The sequence below is a fragment of the Micromonospora sp. SCSIO 07396 genome (assembly GCF_053667945.1).
Genome location: NZ_CM132210.1, coordinates 1,840,499 through 1,860,295 on the forward strand (window position 1 = coordinate 1,840,499; position 19,797 = coordinate 1,860,295).

Annotated in this window: 11 protein-coding genes; 8 read left to right on the top strand and 3 right to left on the bottom strand. The window is 73.1% G+C overall.

The annotated features are described in order from the left end of the window. Positions 1-56: 56 nt before the first annotated feature. The 3 genes from ACWCHM_RS08005 to ACWCHM_RS08015 all read right to left on the bottom strand — a co-directional run bounded on the left by ACWCHM_RS08005 (position 57) and on the right by ACWCHM_RS08015 (position 3,047). Entirely contained in the window at positions 57-728 is a 672-nt protein-coding gene (locus ACWCHM_RS08005) for a response regulator (RefSeq protein ID WP_204961527.1), read from the bottom strand. Further along, on the bottom strand, positions 725-1,855 hold the full coding sequence (locus ACWCHM_RS08010; protein ID WP_454221897.1) for a sensor histidine kinase: 1,131 nt from the start codon (positions 1,853-1,855) through the stop codon (positions 725-727). Before ACWCHM_RS08010 ends, ACWCHM_RS08005 begins: the two co-directional genes overlap by 4 nt. Positions 1,856-1,937: 82 nt before the next feature. Beyond that, positions 1,938-3,047 carry an FAD-dependent monooxygenase gene (locus ACWCHM_RS08015; protein WP_454221898.1) on the bottom strand — a complete coding sequence of 370 codons (1,110 nt, stop codon included), beginning with the start codon at positions 3,045-3,047 and terminating at the stop codon, positions 1,938-1,940. Positions 3,048-3,120: 73 nt separating this feature from the next. Between ACWCHM_RS08015 and ACWCHM_RS08020 the strand changes: the two genes are divergently transcribed. The 8 genes from ACWCHM_RS08020 (at position 3,121) to ACWCHM_RS08055 (ending at position 19,796) form a co-directional block, all read left to right on the top strand. Beyond that, positions 3,121-3,723 (top strand): TetR/AcrR family transcriptional regulator, encoded by a 603-nt coding sequence (locus ACWCHM_RS08020; protein WP_204961530.1) that lies wholly within the window; start codon positions 3,121-3,123, stop codon positions 3,721-3,723. Positions 3,724-4,458: 735 nt separating this feature from the next. Beyond that, a complete protein-coding gene (locus ACWCHM_RS08025; RefSeq protein ID WP_454221899.1) occupies positions 4,459-11,946 on the top strand; it encodes a beta-ketoacyl synthase N-terminal-like domain-containing protein in 7,488 nt (2,495 codons plus the stop codon). A gap of 2 nt (positions 11,947-11,948) precedes the next feature. Beyond that, complete coding sequence (locus tag ACWCHM_RS08030) at positions 11,949-13,169, top strand: hypothetical protein (protein ID WP_454221900.1); 1,221 nt, start codon at positions 11,949-11,951, stop codon at positions 13,167-13,169. Further along, positions 13,163-15,028, top strand: a complete 1,866-nt coding sequence (locus ACWCHM_RS08035) for an FAD-dependent oxidoreductase (RefSeq protein ID WP_454221901.1) — start codon at positions 13,163-13,165, stop codon at positions 15,026-15,028. The genes ACWCHM_RS08030 and ACWCHM_RS08035 overlap by 7 nt, the downstream gene beginning before the upstream one ends. A gap of 37 nt (positions 15,029-15,065) precedes the next feature. Continuing rightward, positions 15,066-16,064 (top strand): NAD(P)-binding domain-containing protein, encoded by a 999-nt coding sequence (locus ACWCHM_RS08040; protein WP_204961534.1) that lies wholly within the window; start codon positions 15,066-15,068, stop codon positions 16,062-16,064. Between the two features lie 13 nt (positions 16,065-16,077). Beyond that, positions 16,078-17,448: an aminotransferase gene (locus ACWCHM_RS08045; protein WP_454221902.1), complete on the top strand. Its 1,371-nt coding sequence runs from the start codon at positions 16,078-16,080 to the stop codon at positions 17,446-17,448. Between the two features lie 29 nt (positions 17,449-17,477). After that, complete coding sequence (locus ACWCHM_RS08050; RefSeq protein ID WP_204961536.1) at positions 17,478-18,914, top strand: diaminopimelate decarboxylase; 1,437 nt, start codon at positions 17,478-17,480, stop codon at positions 18,912-18,914. Between the two features lie 3 nt (positions 18,915-18,917). Then, complete coding sequence (locus ACWCHM_RS08055) at positions 18,918-19,796, top strand: hypothetical protein (protein WP_204961537.1); 879 nt, start codon at positions 18,918-18,920, stop codon at positions 19,794-19,796. Position 19,797 lies beyond the last annotated feature (1 nt).

Here is a 19,797-nt window from a genome sequence, read left to right on the forward strand (position 1 = left end):
CGTCGACCGTACTTTCGGTGGCCATCCACCATGGAGGGAATCGGCGGAGGTCGGCCTCAGCCGCCGCGCAGCCGGTCGGTCTCGTACGCCCACATCGCGACCTCGACCCGGTTACGGGCACCCAGCTTCGCCATCAGGCTGGCGACGTGCGTCTTGACCGTGCTCAGCGTGATGTGCAGCTCGGCGGAGATCTCGGTGTTGGTGCGTCCCCGGGCCACCGCGCCCAACACCTGCTCCTCCCGGTCGGTCAGCCGCTCGACCGGCTGGCGGGGCGGGGTGGCCGGGCCGGCGTCGGCGAACGCCCGGAGCAGCCGGGTGGTGACCTGCGGCGCGATCAGCGCGTCCCCGGCGGCCGCCGCGTGGACGGCCTGGGCGAGCAGGGCCGGGCCGCAGTCCTTGAGCAGGAAGCCCCGGGCGCCGGCGCGCAGCGCGGCGTAGACGTACTCGTCCAGGTCGAAGGTCGTGATGACCACCACCGCCATCGGGTCCGCGACCCCCGGCCCGGCCAGCAGCCGGGTCGCCTCGATCCCGTCCACGCCGGGCATCCTGATGTCGAACAGGCACACGTCGGGGCGCAGCCGCCGGGCCAGCTCGACCGCCCGCTGCCCGGTGGCCGCCTCGCCGATCACCTCGACGTCGGGTTGGGCGGCGAGGATCATCGCCAGCCCGGTCCGCACGATCTCCTGGTCGTCGGCCACGAGCACCCGTACCCGGGTCCCGCCGTTCATGCCACGGCCCGGGGCAGTGCGGCGGTGACCGTCCACCCGTGGTCCTCCTCGGGGCCGGCGTCGAGCGAGCCGCCGAGCAGGTGGGCCCGTTCCCGCATCCCGACCAGCCCGTAGCCGTCGCGTCCGGGTGTCGGGGGGCCGACACCGTCGTCGTTGACCCGCAGCCGCACCGTCTCCCCGTCGGCCACCACCCGGACGGTGATCCGGGTCGCGTCCCGGGCGTGCCGGCGGGCGTTGGTGACCGACTCCTGGGCCAGCCGGCAGATCGTGGCCGCCACCGGGGCCGGCAGGCCGTCCAGGTCGCCGACCAGGTCCACCTCGACGGCCGGCCCGTCACCGGTCCGACCCGCCAACTGCCGCAGGTCGGCGATGCGGGGGCTCGGCAGCCGGTCGGCCGGCTCGTCGCGGCGCAGGGCCCGGACCAGGGCGCGCATCTCGGTCAGCGCCTGGCTCGCCTCCGTCTCGATCAGCCGCAACGCCTCAGCGGCGGCCGGGGGATGGGTCTGCATCAGGGCGAGCCCGGCCTGGGCCCGGACGGCTATCGCGGACACGTGGTGGGCGACCGTGTCGTGCAGGTCGCGGGCCAGCCGTTCCCGCTCGCGCAGCGTCACCTGCTCGACCTCCCGTCGCCGGGCCCGTTCCCGCCACCGCAGCGCGGCCCCGACCGCGAGGGCCGCCGCGACCACCCCGGCCCCCGCGAGGGCGTCGTCCGGGCCGAGGTGACCGACCACGGTCGACCAGGTGATCTTCGCGGCGACGAGGGCCACGCCGAATCCGGCCTCCCGCCCCGACCCCCAGCGGGTCAGCGCGAACACCGCCAGCAGCAGGTAGGCAAGCGTGTGCAGGCCGAGGTCGCCACCGACGAGGATCTCGCCCACGGCGCAGACCGGGAAGGCGACAAGCGTCACGAGCAGCGGCCGGCTCCGCCGCCACAGCAGGACCGGGGCGAGACCGACGCCGATCAGGACCGGCACGGCCGCCGGCTGCGGCAGGCTGCCCCACCGGATGAGCCCCTCCACCAGCGCCGCCGCCACCAGCAGGGCGACCAGTGTCCCGTCACGCCACCCGGGTGGTTCCGGACGCGCCGGGCGGGGCTCACGCCACCAGGACCGCAGCAGCTCGCGCACGGGGAAATCGTACGGGCGGCGGGCATCCGTCCGGTGCCCCGGCGGCGCGGGTGGGCAGCGTCGTCGGGGTGCCCTCCCGGGGTCAGCCGGCCGGCAGCAACCGGGCGAGCGCGTTGCGGACGGCGACACCCGGGCGACTCCTCGGGACCAGCACCGACGCCACGAGGCCGGTGGTCCGCCCGCGCCGGTCGGTGCGGCGTCGGTGCTCGGCCTCGTAGCGGCGCAGGGCGGCGGCGGGTTCGTTCCCGGCGAGGGCGGCGGCCAGGGTACGGGCCCCGGCGATGGCCAGGCTCGACCCGTCGCCGAACAACGACACCGAGGCCGCCGCGTCGCCGAGCAGCGTCACCCGCCCGCTGGACCAGCACGGCAGCACCACCCGGGTGACCGCGTCGAAGTAGAGGTCGTCCGCCTGTCGGGCCCGGGCCAGCAGCTCGGGGATCCGCCAGCCACGTTCCCGGGCGTACGCGTCGGTGAGGAGCTGCCGGTGCCGGGCCGTGTCGGTGTGGTCGAAGTCGGCGACGGCGGGGTGCCGGAAGATGAAGGCGACCCCCGCCTCGCCCCGGACCGGGTGGATCGCGACGAGCCGGCCCGGTGTGTTGTGCAGCAGGACGTCGTAGGGGTGCTCCGGTGCCTCGCCGAGCGGTGTGGTGGCCACGTAGAGGCCGAGGTGGCGGACGACGTCGCGCTCCGGGCCGAAGGCGAGCCGGCGGACCGTCGAGTGCAGCCCGTCCGCGCCGACGACCAGGTCGAACCGGCGGGGCGGGCCGGTGGCGAAGGTGACGTCCACCCCGTCGGGGTCCTGGTCGAGTCGGGTGACGGTGTCGTCGTACCGGAACTCGGCGTCGTCGCGGGCCGCGTCGTGCAGGATGCGGGCGAGGTCGGCGCGGGGCACCTCGATCTCCGTGGTGCCGGTCGGGCTGCGGGTGGCGGGCATCGCGATGCGGCGACCGGGCCGACCCGCCGGGTCGACGATCCGCAGGCCGGTGGCGTGGGTGGCCGCCGCCCGCAGAGCGTCCACCAGGCCCATCTGTTCGACCACCGGCAGGGCCGGTCCGCGGACGTCGACCGGGTTGCCGCTGGAGCGCTGCCCGGCCGCGCGTTCGACCACCGTGGGCCGCCATCCCGCGCGGGCCAGCCAGTAGGCGAGGGTCGGGCCGGCCACGCCGGCCCCGGAGATGAGTACGGTACGCATGCCCGAACTTTTCCGCACTCAGTGCAGAAATGCAATGAGTGCAGATTTGCGTTCGGTGCGGTACGGTGTGCCGATGTCCCTCCGCGACCGCAAGCGGGCCCGCACCCGCCAAGCGCTTGTCGACGCCGCCGTCGACCTGTTCGGACGCCAGGGCTACGAGGCGACCACCATCGCCGAGATCGCCGCCGCCGCCGACATCGGCACCCGTACCTTCTTCAGTTACTTCCCGAGCAAGGAGGATCTGCTCTTCCCGGAGGCCGATCGTCGGGTGCGCGTCGCGGTCGAGGCCATCGCCGGCCGGTCGCCGGACGAGGAACCGGCCGAGGTGCTGTTGCGTGCGCTGCGGCAGGCCAACGACGAGAGCGGGGACATGACCGGTCCGCTCGCCGCGCTGCGGATCCGGCTGACCATGGAGGTGCCCGCCGTCCGGGGTCGGGCCCTGCAGCTGCAGTGGGAGAGTCAACGCGAGATCGCCCGGCACCTCGCCGCCGCCTATCCCGACCGCCTCGACGAGGTCAGCGCCGCCGCCCTGGTCGGCGCGTTCGTCGGCGCGGCCACCGCCGCCCTGACCACGCTCCTGGAGGACCCGCGCCGCCGCGCCGACCCGGCCACGATCCGGGCGTCCCTCCAGCAGGCCACCGAGGTCGCCCTGCGCCCGTGGACGCCCCGGCCCTGAGTCGCATCCCGGCCAGGGCCTGAATCGCCTCCGTCTCGACCCTCCGTCGCCGGGCCCGTTCCCGCCGGCGCAGCCGGCCACGACCGCGAGCGGCGCCGCAGCAGGGCCGGGGTGGGACCGACGCCGATCAGCCGTGCGGTGCCGTCCCGGTGCCCCGACCTGCCGCCGACCGGTGTCGGATGGGTGAATTCCGCTGGGCCGGAACAGTGCGGGAATAACGTCCGTTTTACCCGGCTGGGGTCGCTGCCGGCGTTTGGGTGCGCCCATTACCGGCCATCCCTCCGAAATGTCGATTCCGGTGTGGACTGCGCCTGGTCCGGATGCCGGTCGCGTGTCGAGCCGATCTGCGGCCGGGCTGCGGCGGCACGCGGGTATCCGTCCTGGGCGCGGGAATTCCACGGAACGGAATTTGCTTCCACGCTGGTGGAAGGCGACTGTCAACGGCGGCATGACATCGGTGTCAAGGTTGATGAGCAGTGCAAACAAGGCTTCAATATCTATTATGCCGATAGGTTGAATAGATATTCCTGTGTTTCCGGCAGGTGAACTGTGACCCGTGACATGTGAATGCCGAAAGCTGTTCCGATCCGGTATTGCGTGGTGCATCTTGCGGCCGTAGTCGGCTCCGTCTACTGTGGCTCGGTATAGCTTGGCGTCGATGAAAACGGGGACCGTTGGGTGTCAGTCGTCAGTGGGGGCTCTTCGGTAAACATTGACGTCGAGCCCATTGTCTTCGTGCGGCGCGACGACGTGGCACTGCGGTTGTTCGCCTTCCCCCACGCCGGCGGCGGTCCGCAGAGCTTCGCCGAATGGCCGGCCGGCCTGCCCGCCGACGTCGAGGTCGTCAGCTTCGCGCTGCCGGACCGGGGTCAGCGACGCACCCCCGCCGACCAACGGCACCCGGCCGGCGTCACCGACCACCGTTCCTACACCGACCGCGCCCGGTTGGTCGACGACCTCGTCACCCTCGTCGACCGACTGGACGACGGCGCCCCGTTCGCGTTCTTCGGGCACAGCTTCGGGGCGCTCGTCGCGTTCGAGGTGTGCCGCAGGCTCGCGGAGCGCGGACTGCGCGTGCCCCGGCTGTTGATGCTGTCCGCGCACCGCGCACCGCACCTGCCGCCGGCGCGACCGACAGCCGACCTCCCTGACGACGACCTCGTCCACCTGGTACGACAGTGGGGGCTGGTCCCCGCCGACCTGCTGGCCGATCCGGACCTGCTCGCCCTGATGCTGCCCCCGCTCCGCGCCGACCTGGCCCTCGACGAGGCCGCCGTCGCCCCGGCAGGCGCGCTGCCGGAGGAGATCTCCTGCGTCGTCTACGCCGGCACCGACGACCCGACGGTCACCGCCGCCGAACTCGCCGGCTGGAGCACCGATCTCGGCAGGACACCCGACCTCCGGACGTTCGCCGGCGGGCACTTCTTCACCCTGGGTGAGCGCGCCGCCCTCCTCGCCGACATCACCGACCGCCTCGACGCGGTGCGGGCCGCGGTCGGCCCCAGCGTCGTACTCGCCGGGCCGCCGTACCCCCCGCCCGCCGAGAGCGTCTGGCAGCGTTTCGAGGCGCGCGTCGACGCGACCCCGGACGCTCTCGCGCTGCTGCAGACCCCGCGCCGGTGGACCTACCGGGAGCTGCGCGACCACGCCACCGCGGTCGCCGGCGCGCTGGCCGCACGCGGTGTCGGGGCGGGCGACGTCGTCGGCCTGCTGCTGCCCCACACCGCCGAGTACCCGGTGGCCCTGCTCGCCTGCTTCGGTCTCGGCTCGCCGGCCTGCCTGCTGGAGCAGAACTGGCCCGGCACCCTGCTCGCCCAGTTCCTGGCCAGCGCCCAGGTCCAGATGGTCGTCACCACGCCGCAGCTCGCCGCGACGGTGCCGACGGAATACCCCACCCTGGTGCTGGACGCGACGCCGGCCCCGGGCCCCGTACCCGTCCTCGGCCGGGCCGCTCCGGACGACATCGCCCTGATCTCGATGACCAGCGGCACGTCCGGCACACCGAAGGCCGTCCTCAACACCCATCTCGGTTGCCTGTACTGCTTCGACGCGCGGGAGGCCCGCTACCCGTACACCGCAGGGTCGCGCGACGGACTCCACGTCTTTCTCGCATGGGAATGCCTACGTCCCCTGCTCAGTGGCCGCCCGGCCGTCATCATCCCGGACGACCACATCGTCGACCCGGTACGCCTCCTGGCCACCCTGCACGAGCAGCGGATCACCCGGATCGTGGTGACGCCCTCCCTGTTCGAGGGTCTGCTCGACCACCCGCTCACCGGACCGGCCGTGGCCCGCGACCTGGCCCACATGGAGATCGTGTTCCTGATGGGCGAGGTGGTGCCCACCCGGATCGTCGACAAGGCGGTCGCGCTCATGCCGCCCGGGGTCCGGCTGGTCAACGCGTACAGCACCTGGGAGAGCCTCGACGTCTCGTACGCCGACCTGGTGCCCGCCCGCGACGGACCGGTCTCCCCCTTCGCGCCCGTCGGGCGGCTGCTCGACGGCAGCGCGGCGGTGCTGCTGGACGACACCGGTCGACCGGTGCCCCGCGGCGGCGTCGGTGAACTGCTCGTCGCCGGGCCCGGGGTGGCCACCGGCTACCTCGACGATCCCGCGAAGACGGCCGAGCGGTTCGTGGCCGCCCCCGACGTGTTCGCCGGCACCCCGTTCGCCACGTCCACGTTCTACCGCACCGGCGACCGCGCCCGGCTGCGCCCCGACGGCGAGTGGGAGGTGCTGGGTCGGACCGGTGACGTGGTGAAGGTGCGGGGCTTCAAGGTCTCGCTGCGCACGGTCGAACACGTGCTCGCCGAGGAGGACGGCGTCGCCCGCGTCGTGGTGCGGCCCGTGCCCGACCGGCGCACCGGTCAACCCGCCGAACTCGTCGCCTACGTGCAGGGGGCCACCGGTGAACCGACGCCGACCGTGCTCGCCCGACTGCGCCGCCGGGCCGCCCGCGAACTGCCCGAATACGCCCGGCCGCGACACCTCGTCGGCCTCGCCGCGATGCCGGTCAGCGGCGGCGACGCCCGCAAGCTGGACCTGACCGCGCTGCCGCCCCCGCCCGCCGCGCCGGTGCCCGAGGAGACGGCCGCCGACCCGCTCAACTCCGTCGAGCGGCGGATCGCCGCCGCCTGGCGGGAGGTGCTCGGCAGCACACCCGGCATCGACGACAGCTTCTTCGCCGTGGGCGGCGACTCCCTCAGCGCCGCCCGCCTCTCGGGGGTGCTCGCCAGCCGGTTCGGGATCGCGCTCCCGGTCGTCGACATCTTCCAGGCCCCGACGCTGCGGATGATGGCCGCCCGCTGCGCGGGCGGGACCGGCGTCGCCGAGCGGACCCGGCGGGCCCGGACCACGGGCAGTGGGGAAACCCGGATAGCCGTCGTCGGGATGGCCGGCCGGTTCCCCGGGGCGGACGACATCGACACGTTCTGGGCGAACCTGTGCGCCGCCACCGACTCGCTCACCGTGCTCACCCCACAACAGCTGCGGCACAAGGGCGTCGCGGAGGAGGTCCTGGGCCACCCCGGATGGGTGCCCGCCGCCCAGCTCGTCGACGGCGCGGACACCTTCGACGCCGCGTTCTGGGGCATCGGACAGCGGGAAGCGGTCCTGATGGACCCGCAGCACCGGGTCTTCATCGAGACCGCGTGGACCGCCCTCGAACAGGCCGGCTACGCCCGCCGGGACAACCCCTACCGGGAACGGACAGGTGTCTTCGCGGCCTGCGGCATCGACGGCTACCTGATCCACCACCTGCGTGGCGGTGGCCTGACCGAGCCGTTGGACCCGGTCGGGGTGTTCCTCACCGAGATCGGCAACGAGAAGGACTACATCGCCACCCGGGTGGCGTACCTGCTCGACCTCGGTGGCCCCGCGGTCACCGTGACGTCGGCGTGCAGCAGCGCGCTGGTCGCCGTGGCCCAGGCCGCGCAGTCCATCGCCACCGGCCAGTGCGACATGGCGGTGGCCGGTGCCTCGGCGCTCACCTTCCCGAACTTCGGCTACCGCTACGAGGAAGGTCTCGTCGGCAGCGTCGACGGCGTGGTCCGCCCGTTCGACGCGGCGGCGAGCGGCACCCTGTTCGGCGACGCGGTCGGTGCGGTGGTGCTGAAGCGGCTGGATGTCGCGCTGGCCGACGGCGACCCGGTGTGGGCGGTGCTCACCGGATACGGCGTCTCCAACGACGGGCGGATGAAGGCCGGCTACACCGCGCCGAGCGCGCAGGCGCAGGCACGGTGCATCTCCGACGCCATCGCCATGGCCGGCGTCACCTCCGACCAGATCTCGTACGTGGAGTGCCACGCCACCGCCACGCACGTCGGTGACGCGATCGAACTCGCCGGGCTGCGTGCCGCGTTCGAGGAACACCGCGACGGCGCGGAGCCGGTCACCGGGAGCTGCGCGATCGGCAGCGTGAAGGGCAACATCGGGCACGCCAACTGCGCCGCCGGCATCACCGGCCTGATCAAGACGGTGCTCAGCCTGCACCACCGCACCCTGGTACCCACCGTGCACCACGACACGCTCAATCCGAAGCTGGTCGACCTGGTCGACACGCACGGTTCGCCGTTCACCGTGCGGACCACACTGGGGCCCTGGACCGTGGTCGATCCGGAGCGGCAACTGCCCCGCCGGGCCGGGGTCTCCAGCTTCGGCATCGGCGGCACGAACGCCCACGTGATCCTGGAGGAGTTCGTCGGTGCCGACGCCGTGGGCCCCACCGCGGAGCGGGCGTCCGGCGACGACGTCCTCCGGTACGCACCGCAGCTGGCGACCGTGTCCGCGCGCGACGAGGAGTCGTTTCCGCGTCAGGCGGCGGCCGTCGCCGCCCACCTGGCCGAGGTGTCCGACGGTGACCTCGCCGCCGCGACCCGGGCGCTGCACCTCACCCGGGAGTCCCACCCGTGGCGCGCCGCGGTCGTCATCGACCGGCCCACCGCCGCCGCCGCGCTCGGCACCGCCGTGCCGCGCCACGGTGGACGGCCGGCCACCGTCGCGTTCTGCTTCTCCGGACAGGGATCCCAGCGGGCCGCCACCGCGCGCTCGCTGGGTCGGGGCCGGGTCGACGGCGGCCGGTTCCGCCGCCTGTTCGACGAGGCGTGTGCGCACCTCGCCGGGCACCTGGACGTCGACCCGGGCGAGCTGATCCTCGGTGCCGACGAGAGGTCCGTGCGCCGCCCGCTGACGACCCAGTGCGGGCTCTTCGCCGTCGGGTACGCCCTCGCGCGCACCCTCGTCGACGTCGGCGTCGTCCCGGTCGCGGTGGCCGGACACAGCATCGGCGAGTACGCCGCCGCGGCCGTGTCCGGGCTGCTCGACCTCGACGAGGCCGCCGAGTTGGTGGCGGTGCGGGCAACGGCGACCGAGCGGCTGGCCCCGGGGCCGCAGGGGGCCGGCGGCATGCTCGGTGTGCACGGCGACGAGCAGCGGCTCGCCCACTGGCTGTCCGGCCGTACCGACCTCTGGCTGGCCGCCGAGAACGCCCCCGGCCGGACGGTGCTCTCCGGCCCGTCCACCGTGTTGCGTGCCGCCGCGGCGGAACTGTCCGACATCGGGTTCTCCTGCCGGGCCCTGCCCGTCTCGCACGCCTTCCACAGCGGGCTGATGGCACCGGTCGCCGACCGCCTCGCCGAGGCCGCCGGCCGGTTCGCACCACGGGTTCCCGCCGTCCCCGTCGTCAGCAACGTGACCGGCGCCTGGTTCGACGCCGGCTACCGGCCCGGCGAGTACTGGGCGGAGCACGCCCTCGCGCCGGTGCGGTGGCGCGGGTCCGTCGACACGCTGCTGCGCTGGGAGCCCGACATCCTCGTCGAGATCGGGCCCGGCACGGTGCTGACCACGCTGTCGGCCAAGTGCCTGGCGGCCCACCCCGACAGCGCCGCCCGCACGCTGGCGACGCTCGCCGACCCCGCCGACGACGAGACGGGCCTGCTCAGCGCGCTCGGGCAGCTGTGGTGTCACGGCGTCGACCTCGACTTCGCCGCGCTCCACGACGGCGCTCCCGCCGTGCCGCCGGCGGTGCGCCGGGCGCTGCCGACGTACCGGTTCGCGCCCACGAGTCACTGGACACGGCCCGAGGCGTCGGTGTACGTCGACCCCCTGCCGACCCCGACCGGAGCCGGCGCGGGCCCGCTGACCCGGTTCGCCGACCGGCCGGCCGGCCGGGTGCGGCTGTACTGCTTCCCGTACGCCGGTGGCACCCCCGACATGTTCCGCTCCTGGGCCCACACGGCACCCGACTGGCTCGACGTCGTCGCCGTGGACCCCACCGCAGCCGACCTGGCGGCGCGGATCGAAGCCGACGCCGGGGACGCGCCTGTCGCGTTCTGCGGCCTGAGCTCCGGCGCCTCCCACGTCGTCGACCTGCTCACCGGTGACCTGGCCCACTGGGCGGCGGACGGCCGGGTCGACGCCGTGTGTGTGGTCGGCCGGGCTCCGCTCACCGCACCGCAGCCCGGTGACGAATTGCCGGTCGAGGGCTACCTCCTGGCGCCGGACGAGCTGCGTGCCGATCCACGCTGGCAGGCGGAGGTGCTGCCCCGGCTGCACGAGGACCTGGCCCGCGACGCCCGGCACGCCGCCCGGGTCGCCGTCCGGGGTCGACGCCTCGACTGCCCCGTGCAGGTGCACCACGGCAGCACCGACGTGTCGTTCCCGGCCGGGGCGGCCGACGGCTGGGCCGACATCACGACGAGCCCGATCGTCGAGACCAGGGGGCACGAGGGCGGTCACGACTTCATGGTGCGGCACCGCGCCGACGTCCTCGCCGGCCTGGTCGCGTTCCTCGACCGGCTCGTACCGTCGAGCAGCGGCGGCCGGCTGTACGACATCCGCTGGCTGCCGGTCGGGGCCGTCCGGCCGGCGACCGTCCCGGACCTGCCGCGGGCTGAACTCGGCAGGCCGGAGACCGCCGCACTGCTGACGGCGGCGCTGACCGGCCCGGAGGCTGTCGCCGTCCTGCACTGCCCGACGACGCACGACGGTGGTGCCGCCCTGCTGTCGGTGCTGCGTCACCTCGCCGGCGTCGAGGCCCGGGGTCGGCTGGTCCTGGTGCTGCCCGTCGACCGGTACGGCGGGTTGGCCGCGGCGATGAGCCGCTGTCTTCCGCACGAGGAGACGGGGCTCACCGTGCTGCGCTACCACACGGACGAGGCGACACCCGAGCTGCCGGCCGGCCTCACCGAGCCCGATCTGCGTGCCCACGACGGCGTTCTGCTCGCACCGCGCCGTATCCCGATCGACCAGCCCGACCTACCGGCCGGCACGTTGGGCGCCACGGGCGGCAACGTCCTGCTGGTCGGCGGCACCGGTGGCATCGGCCGGGCCGTCACCGACTGGCTGCTGCACCACCAGCGGGTCACCCCCGGCCGGGTGGTGGTCACCGGCCGGACGGACCCGGGCACACTGCGGCCCGGCGTACGGTTCGCGCGGGTGGACCTCACCACCGGTGACGGCCTGGCCGACCTCGGACGTCTCGGCGGCTTCGCCGGCGTGGTGCACCTCGCCGGGGCGCTCGACGACGGCCTGGTGCGCCATCTCGACCCCGGTCGACTCCCGGCGGTGCTCGCGCCCAAACTCGCCTGGGACCGCCTCGTCGAGTGGGCACGGGTGGCCGGCACCCGCTGGATGGTCGCCTTCTCGTCCACGAGCGCGCTGTTCGGCGCGGCCGGCCAGGCGAACTACGCGGCGGCGAACGGGTGGCTCGACGCGGCGGTGACGTGGGCGACGCCCGCCGCAGGACCGGCCGTGGCGTCCGTCGCCTGGGGCACCTGGGGTGAGGTGGGAATGGCGGCGGGCCACGCGCGGGCGCTCGCGGCGGCCCGGTCGGCGGGCGAGACACCGCTGCCCACCGGGGCCGCGCTGCGGCTGTTCGGTCAGGTGGTCGGCGGGTTGCTGGCCGGCACCGCCACCGGTCTGCACCTGGCCGCCTACGACCTGGGGGAGCAGGCACCGCAGGACCGCCCCCCGGACCGGGCCGGGCCAGGGGCCGCAGCGGCGGGTGGACTGCCGACCGCCGACCACATCCGCGACTTCCTCGGTGCGTACGTGCACCGCTGGGACGAGTCGCAGCGGCTCAGCGATCTCGGCCTCGACTCGCTCGACTTCGCCCGGCTGCGCGGCGACTTCGCCCGCCGGTTCGGCCGGGACGTTCCCCTCGCCGACATCGCACGCCAGGGGCAGCGCCTGGGCGAACTGTACGAACTCCTGACGGGCCGGTGACCATGCCCGGGTCAGCGACAGCCGAGCAGATCGTCAGGTGGAGCCGGAGCGCGCCGGACGCGGCGGCGGTGCGGTTCCTGCTGTCGGCCGAGGCGTCGGCGGTGGACGGCGGACCGGAGCCGCAGCTACTGCGGTCGACGGTGGACCGGCACCTCACCCCGGTGCTGGACCGGGTCATCGCGGGCGCGCACCTCGACGCCGCGGACCTCGACGCGTTGACCGCGCCCGACCCGCTCACCGAGCCGTTCACCGTCGACGCCCCGACCGGCGTCGTCCCCGGCACCGTGGCCGAGCGGATCGACGTGCTGCGCCGGGCGTACGGGCCGTTCGCCGACTGGTGGCGGGGGTACTTCGCCGGTCACGGCGACGATCCGGTGCCGCTTGCCGACCTGTGGCGGCTGTACCTGCCGCTCGCCTGCTGGATAGCGGCCGAGAAGCGGCGACGCCGGCCCGACGGGCTGTTCGTGATGGGGTTCAACGGCAGCCCGGGTTCGGGCAAGACGGTCCTGTCGACCGCGCTGGCCGTCCTGCTCGACGTGTTGCTGGACCCGGAGACCGAGGGGCGGGCGGTGGCCCGCAGCGGCGACGACTGGTATCTGTCGCGCGCCGAGCGTGAGCCGTTGCGGGCGCTGGGCTACGACCCCGGTATCCCCGGCGTCACCAACCGGTCCGGTCCCGGCACCCACGATCTGGCCTGGTTGCGCCGCAACCTGGCGGAGCTGGCGGACAGCAGCCGTGCGGGCAGCGTCATCCGGATGGGCAACTTCGACAAGAAGGCCGACGACCAGCCCACCGGCCCGGACCGGTACTTCGAGGTGCGGGGGCGGGTCGGGGTGTTCCTGTTCGACCTGTGGTTCGCCGGTGCCGAGACCGACGTCGATCCCGCGCTGGTGCCGGACGGCCTGCGCCGCCGGGTCGCCGAGCAACTCCGCCGGTGGCGTCCGGTCTTCGACCGGATGGACGCGTTGTGGAGCTTCGAATGGCCGTCGTTCGCGCAGATGGTCAGCGACCGGGAGGCACAGGAGGTGCTCGTCGCGCGTCGACGTGGCGCCCGGGGGATGAGTCCCGAGCAGATCCGCGCGTTCATGACGTACATGATCGAACGGACCTGGGACTGGCGGACGACGTCCCCGGTGCCTCCGGACCACGCCGTCACCTTCCACGCGAAACGCGCTGCGAACCACCGGATCATCGCTGTTCAACGAGGAGGTCGTGCATGGTGAAGTCGTCGTCCCTACGTCCGCCGGTCACCCGGACGTTCGCCATGACGGACGTGGTGCGGCAGTACCGCGAACTGGTCGAGGAAGACGCCGCCGACCCGGCGAGGGTGCACGACACGCTGATCGTCGGTGGCGGCGCGGCGGGCGCCGGGGTGCTGCGTGACCTGGCCTCCCGGGGGGACGTCAGCGCGTTGCTCGTCGACCGGGGGCCGTTCGGCGGCGAGACGTCGAGCAAGACCGGCAAGGCCATCCACCCCGGCATCCGCTACCTGCGGATGGCGTTCCACCGCATGTTGCTCGCCGCCCACCTGCGGCGCGACCCGAAGATCAGGCAGAGCAGCCTGCAACACCTGCGCAGCGCCTGGCTCGACCTGCAACTGGTCTGGTACGGCACCCGCGAGCGCAAGATCCTGTTGGAGACCACCGGCGGCACCGTCGAGGAGATCCCGAACATCGTGTTCGTCCTTCCCGACAGTCCGGAGAAGAAGTGGTCGGTCTTCTTCGGGATCTCCCTCTACGATCTCTTCACCACGCTGTGGGCCTGGTGCGGGCTGGTGCCGCGGTTCAGCCGGGTCAAGGTGTTCCGTGACCGGGCGGCGCTGCACCGTGAACTGCCCCACCTCGCGGCGTCCGACGTGGTGGGCGGCATCCGCTACTGGGACGGCAAGGCCAACAACGACAAGATCCTGGTGGTCAAGACCATTCGGGACGCGTACCTGCGCGGTGGCCCGGAGCACCCGATCCGCGCCCTGTGCCACGTCGAGGTCGACGGCTACGAGTGGGACCCGGCCGGCTACTTCCGGGTCACCCTCGCCCGCCGGTTCGCCGACGACAGCCTGCCCGAGACGGTGGTGGTGCGGGCGCGCACCATCACCAACGCGGCCGGCCCGTGGATCGACGAGGCCCGGCACCGTACCGCGGAGCCCGACGGCCGTAGGTCGGTGGCGTACTCCCGGGGCACCCATCTGGAGGCCACCAACCGGTTCATCCACGAGACGATCGCGGCCGACCCCCGGCTACAGGTCGGTCTGGTGCCGCTCAACGCCGAGCGGCAGCACTACCTGCGCCCGTTCTACCAGCACGGCCTGTGGTACGTGCAGTGCACCACCACCGACCGAGGCCAGCAGGATCCCTACCGCACGGTGCCCGAGGCCGACGAGTACGAGGAACTGCTGCACTCGTACAACGACCTGGTGGACGACCGCTGGAAGATCGACAGGCGGGACATCTTCAACGTCTTCTGCGGCATCCGGCCGCTCGCCTCCACCGACGGCGGCGAGATCTCGGTCAAGGACATCTCGCGGATGTTCCGGATCCACCGGCGCGTCGTCGGTGACGGCCTGCTACTCGACCTGGTCAACGTGAAGCTGACCGACATCCGCTGGGCCGGCCAGGTGGTCTCCGGGATACTGGCCCGGGAACTCCGCGACCGGCACGGCCGGCGGATCGGGCGCTCCACGACGAAGCGGCTGCCGTTCCTGCCCGTCGTCGACGAGCAACGGTACGCCCCCGACCACCCCGCCACCCGCGGCGACCGCGAGTTCATCCGGGCCAAGGCGGCCCATCACGTCACCTACCAGATGGTCGGCAGCTACTCGGACTACCTGCTCAACACGGGAGCGGTCCGCGACGCGGTGGTATTCGACGCGGACGGCAGGGCCGATCTCGACCTGTCCGTCCTGGACCTGGTGCTCGCCGAACTCGCCGAACGGCTGGGCTGGGACGAGGCACGCCGGCGTGCCGAGTGGACGGCGTTCCAGGAGATCTACACCCGCAACATGGCGTACGCCGACCTCGGCGCGCGCGTACGTGACCACGAACCCGTGAAGGTCGATCGACTGATGGCCGGCGGGGTCGACTGACCAGCTGGCCGGCATCCGGCGACCCCGGTACCGGCCGATGGCGAAGGGACCCACCATGTACTTCGACAAGGACGCGAGCGTCACCGACATCGCGGGCGAGACCGTCGCCGTCATCGGCTACGGCATCCAGGGCAGGGCGTTCGCGGCGAACCTGCGCGACAGCGGGGTGCCTGTCGTCATCGGCAACCGCGACGACGAGTACCGCCCGGACGCCGTCGCCGACGGATTCGACACCAGGTCGATCGCGGAGGCGGCCGCCGCCGCGTCGATCGTCATCCTGCTCATCCCCGACGAGGCGCACCCGGCGGTGTTCTCCGCCGACCTCGCGCCGAACCTGCGCGACGGGGACCTGTTCCTGCTCGCGCACGGCTTCTCGCTCCGGTTCGACCGGGTCGATCCCGCGCCGGGCCTCGACGTCGCGCTGCTCGCCCCGAAGATGTTCGGTCGGCCGATCCGGCGGCGCTATCTCGACGGCAGCGGCGTGCTCGCGTTCGTCGACGTGGTCCGTGACGCCACCGGCCGGGCGTTGGCCCGTACCCTCGGCGTCGCGGCGGCGGTCGGGTTCACCCGCTACGGGGTGCTACCCGTGTCGACCGCCACCGAGACCGAACTCGACCTGTTCCAGGAGCAGTTCCTCACCCCGTTGCTGCTCGACTCCGTCCGGGTCGCGTTCGAGGTCCTGGTCGAGCAGGGGTGCGACCCGGTCGCGGCGTTGCTGGACATGCACGCCTCGGGCGAGATGGCGGAGATGATGGTCGAGGCGGCCACGATCGGCCTCTACGAGGTCATCGAACAGCAGGGCTCGCCGACGTGCCGGTTCGGCGTCCAGCGTCAGCTCGGCACGCTGCTCGGTGAGGACGTCCGGGAGCGGGGGCGGGCGATTCTCGCCGGCATCCGCGACGGGAGCTTCCTGACGGCCCTCGAACGGGAGGCCGCAGCGGACTACCCCAGCCTGGAGCGGTACCGCGAGGACTACCGGTCCGCCCCGCTGACCAGGGCACACGAGGAGTACCGCGCCGTGCTGAGGTCGGCCTGAGATGGGGGAGAGCATGAACGACCTTGAGGCGTTGGACGCGCGGCACGTCGTGCACCCGTGGGCCGACCTGTCGGTGCTGGGCAAGCAGCAGCCGCTCGTCGTCAGCCGGGCGCATGGGGTGGAGATCGTCGACAGCCACGGCAGGTCCTATCTCGACGCGATCGGCGGCATGTGGTGCGTCACGGTCGGCTACGGCCGGCAGGAGATCATCGACGCGGTGCGTGACCAGGCGGCGCGGATGCCGTACTTCACCCCGTTCGGGGACGTGGCCAACGAGCCAGCCGTGCGACTGGCCGGGCTGCTGGCCGGACTCGCGCCGGGGGACCTGAACCGGGTGCACTTCACCACGGGTGGGTCGACCGCGGTCGAGTCGGCGGTGCGGACGGCGCAGTTCTACTGGGCCAGCGTCGGTCGTCCGGACAAGTTCCACGTGCTGTCCAGGGTGGACGCCTACCACGGCAGCACCTACCTGGCGGCGTCGTTGTCCGGGAAGGCCGCCGACCGTACCCGCTTCCACTACGAATCCGGCTGGGTGCACCATCTGGACAGCCCGGGTCACGACCCCGACACCTCGGACGTACCGGCGGACCGGCGGCTCGACGAACTCCTCGACGGGATGACGGCGGCGATCGACGAGATCGGCCCGGAGAACATCGCCTGCTTCGTCGCCGAGCCGATCCTCGCCTCCGGCGGGGTGCTCATCCCGCCACCGGGCTACCACGCCGCCACCCGTGAACTGTGCCGCCGTCACGACATCCTGTACGTCAGCGACGAGACCGTCACCGGTTTCGGTCGGCTCGGCCACTTCTTCGCCTCCGAGCCGCACTTCGGGATCGTGCCGGACCTGCTCGTCACCGCGAAGGGGTTGACCTCGGGCTACCAGCCGCTCGGCGCGGTGCTGATCGCCGACCCGATCGCCGAGACCCTGGCCGAGACGGCCGATCCGGCGAAGCCGGTGTTCTCCAACGGGTTCACCTACTCCGGGCACCCGGTGGCGTGTGCGGCTGCCATCGCCAACATCGAGGTGATGCGGCGGGAGGACATCTGCGGCCACGTCCGCGACGTCGGACCGTACTTCGTCGAGCGGTTACGGGCGTTGCGGTCCTCGCCGATCGTCTACGCCGTACGCGGCGACCACCTGATGGCGTGCGTGGAGTGCCAGGTACCCGGCGAGACGGGTCCGACCCCGCGCAACATGGCCCTCGCCGGGCGGGTCGACGCGTACTGCGAACGGGCCGGCCTGCTGGTCCGTCCGTACGAGAACCTCTGCATCATGTCGCCGCCGCTGGTCGTGACGCGCGCCGAGATCGACCGCATGGTGGACATCGTCGCCGGGGCGCTCGCGGCCGCGCAGGCCGATCTCGACGCGGGTCGGATCGGTTAGGTCCGGAACCGGTGGAGGTGGGAGTGAGCATGGAGGGACAGCCGACCGTCCTCGACTGCCGTGGACTGAGCCCGGTCCTGACGGTCATGCGGATCAAGCAGGCGGTCACCGCCGGGCACGGGGAGGCCGAGCCGCTGGAGGTGATCCTCGGCGACGGATGCAGCCGCGAACACATCACCGGTGCGTTGGCCGGGGCCGCCGAGCGGGTGCGGTACCTGACCACGGCGCCGTGGTGGCAGCGCGACGACCTCAGGTACCGTGCCGGTCGGCTGCACCTCGGCGGCACGGACCTGGTCGAGTTGGCAGCGCAGGTCGGCACGCCGAGCTACGTCCTGCGGGCCGACCGGGTACGGGACAACCTCGACCGGGTGAGCGCCGCACTGGACGGGGCGGGGATCGACCACCGGGTCCACTACGCGGTCAAGGCCAACCGGACGCCGGCCCTGTTGACGTACCTGCGCGCGGCCGGCCTGCCCGGGGTCGACGTGTGTTCCACGGGCGAGTTGGCACACGTCCTCGCCTGCGGCTTCCCGGCCGAGGCGGTCTCGTTCACCGGCACCTCGCTGTCGACGAGGGACATCGAGGTTCTCGCCAGGTCCCCACGGGTGCGGGTCAACCTCGACTCCGTCGCGTCGCTGGACGCGCTCGGCCGGGCCGGTCCGGGCCGTGACGTCGGACTGCGGGTGAACCCCGGGGTCGGCGTCGGCTACCAGGACGACGACCGGCTGCGGTACTCCGGCGCCGCGACCACCAAGTTCGGCATCTACGCCGAGCACGTCGCCGAGGCGTTGGCGGTGGCCGCCCGGCGGGACCTGCGGGTCACCCGGCTGCACCTGCACGTCGGCTGCGGCTACCTCGACGCACAGCTCGACCAGCTCGACCGGGCGCTCGCCACGGCGGCGGGGTTCCTGCCCTTGTTCCCCGACGTCACCGAGGTCAACCTCGGTGGTGGTCTGGGTGTGCCGCACACCGCCGAGGACCGGCTGCTCGACCTGGACCGCTGGGCGGGCGTCGTGGCCCGGCACTTCGGCGGCCGTGGGCTGACCGTCGCCGTGGAACCTGGTGACTACCTCGTCAAGGACGCCGGGGTGCTGCTCACCACGGTCACGTACGTGGAGCGTCGCCGTGACGTGCTCTTCGCGGGCCTCGACGCGGGCTTCAACCTCGCGATGGAACCCGCCTTCTACGGCCTGCCCTGCGAGCCGGCCGCGATCGCGCCGCGCTGGGACGAGGGGACCGAGACGTACACCGTGGTCGGCAACATCAACGAGGCGCTCGACGTGTGGGCGACCGGCCACCGGATGCCGAAACTGCGGGCCGGCGACCCCGTCGCGCTGCTCAACTCCGGCGGGTACGCCGCGTCGATGAGTTCCGACCACTGCCTGCGGGGTCAGGCCGGCTCGGTGCTGCTGATCGAGGAAACCGTTGGTGCATCCCGCCGGCCACCCGCCGTCACAGGAGGCTGAGACATGTCGGTTGACGCCGCGTCAGGGGTACGGCCAGCCGTGCCGAGCTACGCGTTCGATCCGTCCGATCCGTGGACGACGACGATGCAGAGCGGTCTGGCCCGCGCGGGTCTGCGCGGGTGCCGCGTCTACGAGGTCGGCGTCGGCAGCGGCACGAACGTGGTGTTCATGCTGCGGGACTGCGACGCCGAACTGGTGCTGGCGAGTGACCTGGATCCGCGTCTGGTACAGCTCGCGGAGCGCTGCGTCGGGGAGGCCGCGCCGGAACTGCGCGACCGGTTCCGCCCGATCCACGGGGCGGTCAACCTCATCGACCTGCCGGCCGCCGGGGCGGCCGGGGTCGACGTGGTCGTGGCCTGCCTGCCGCAGGTTCCCGATCCCCACGACGCGATGTGCGCGCGGTTCCACGTCGCGTCGTTGCGGGCCCCGGCCGGGCAGGCGCCCGAGGCGGCCGACCACCTCGCCCACTACTACCCGTGGACGGTCTTCCACGGGTACCCGTACAACGCGGTCGGGCTCGGCCTCATTGAGGCGCTGCTGCGGCAGGTCCGGGCCGGTGTGCCGAACGCCCAGGTGGTCCTCAACCTCAGCTGCCGCACCGGGCGGGAGGTGCTGCTGCGGTTGCTGCGCGCCAACGGCTACCGACCCGAGGAACTCGCCTCCCGGATCGTGCGTCAACACCCCGGCACCGACATCTCGTTCTTCGTCGCGCTGGAGGCCGCCATCGGTGGCACCGGCTTCGAGCGGGACTTCGTCTGCGAGTTCTACCGCGACCCGCTGGGCCGCGAACCGATCTCCGCGCACGAGGCGAGGGACCGGCTCGCCGCCGGCGAGCCGGTCCACCACGAAATCTGTGTCCTGCGCGGACACCCCGAGAGGTAGG

What these genes read in the sequence shown, in the direction of transcription:
- ACWCHM_RS08040 (WP_204961534.1), top strand. Translation starts at nt 15,066, where the DNA reads ATGGCGAAGGGACCCACCATGTACTTCGACAAGGACGCGAGCGTCACC.
- ACWCHM_RS08030 (WP_454221900.1), top strand. Translation starts at nt 11,949, where the DNA reads ATGCCCGGGTCAGCGACAGCCGAGCAGATCGTCAGGTGGAGCCGGAGC.
- ACWCHM_RS08050 (WP_204961536.1), top strand. Translation starts at nt 17,478, where the DNA reads ATGGAGGGACAGCCGACCGTCCTCGACTGCCGTGGACTGAGCCCGGTC.
- ACWCHM_RS08055 (WP_204961537.1), top strand. Translation starts at nt 18,918, where the DNA reads ATGTCGGTTGACGCCGCGTCAGGGGTACGGCCAGCCGTGCCGAGCTAC.
- ACWCHM_RS08015 (WP_454221898.1), bottom strand. Translation starts at nt 3,047, where the DNA reads ATGCGTACCGTACTCATCTCCGGGGCCGGCGTGGCCGGCCCGACCCTC.
- ACWCHM_RS08045 (WP_454221902.1), top strand. Translation starts at nt 16,078, where the DNA reads ATGAACGACCTTGAGGCGTTGGACGCGCGGCACGTCGTGCACCCGTGG.
- ACWCHM_RS08005 (WP_204961527.1), bottom strand. Translation starts at nt 728, where the DNA reads ATGAACGGCGGGACCCGGGTACGGGTGCTCGTGGCCGACGACCAGGAG.
- ACWCHM_RS08035 (WP_454221901.1), top strand. Translation starts at nt 13,163, where the DNA reads ATGGTGAAGTCGTCGTCCCTACGTCCGCCGGTCACCCGGACGTTCGCC.
- ACWCHM_RS08020 (WP_204961530.1), top strand. Translation starts at nt 3,121, where the DNA reads ATGTCCCTCCGCGACCGCAAGCGGGCCCGCACCCGCCAAGCGCTTGTC.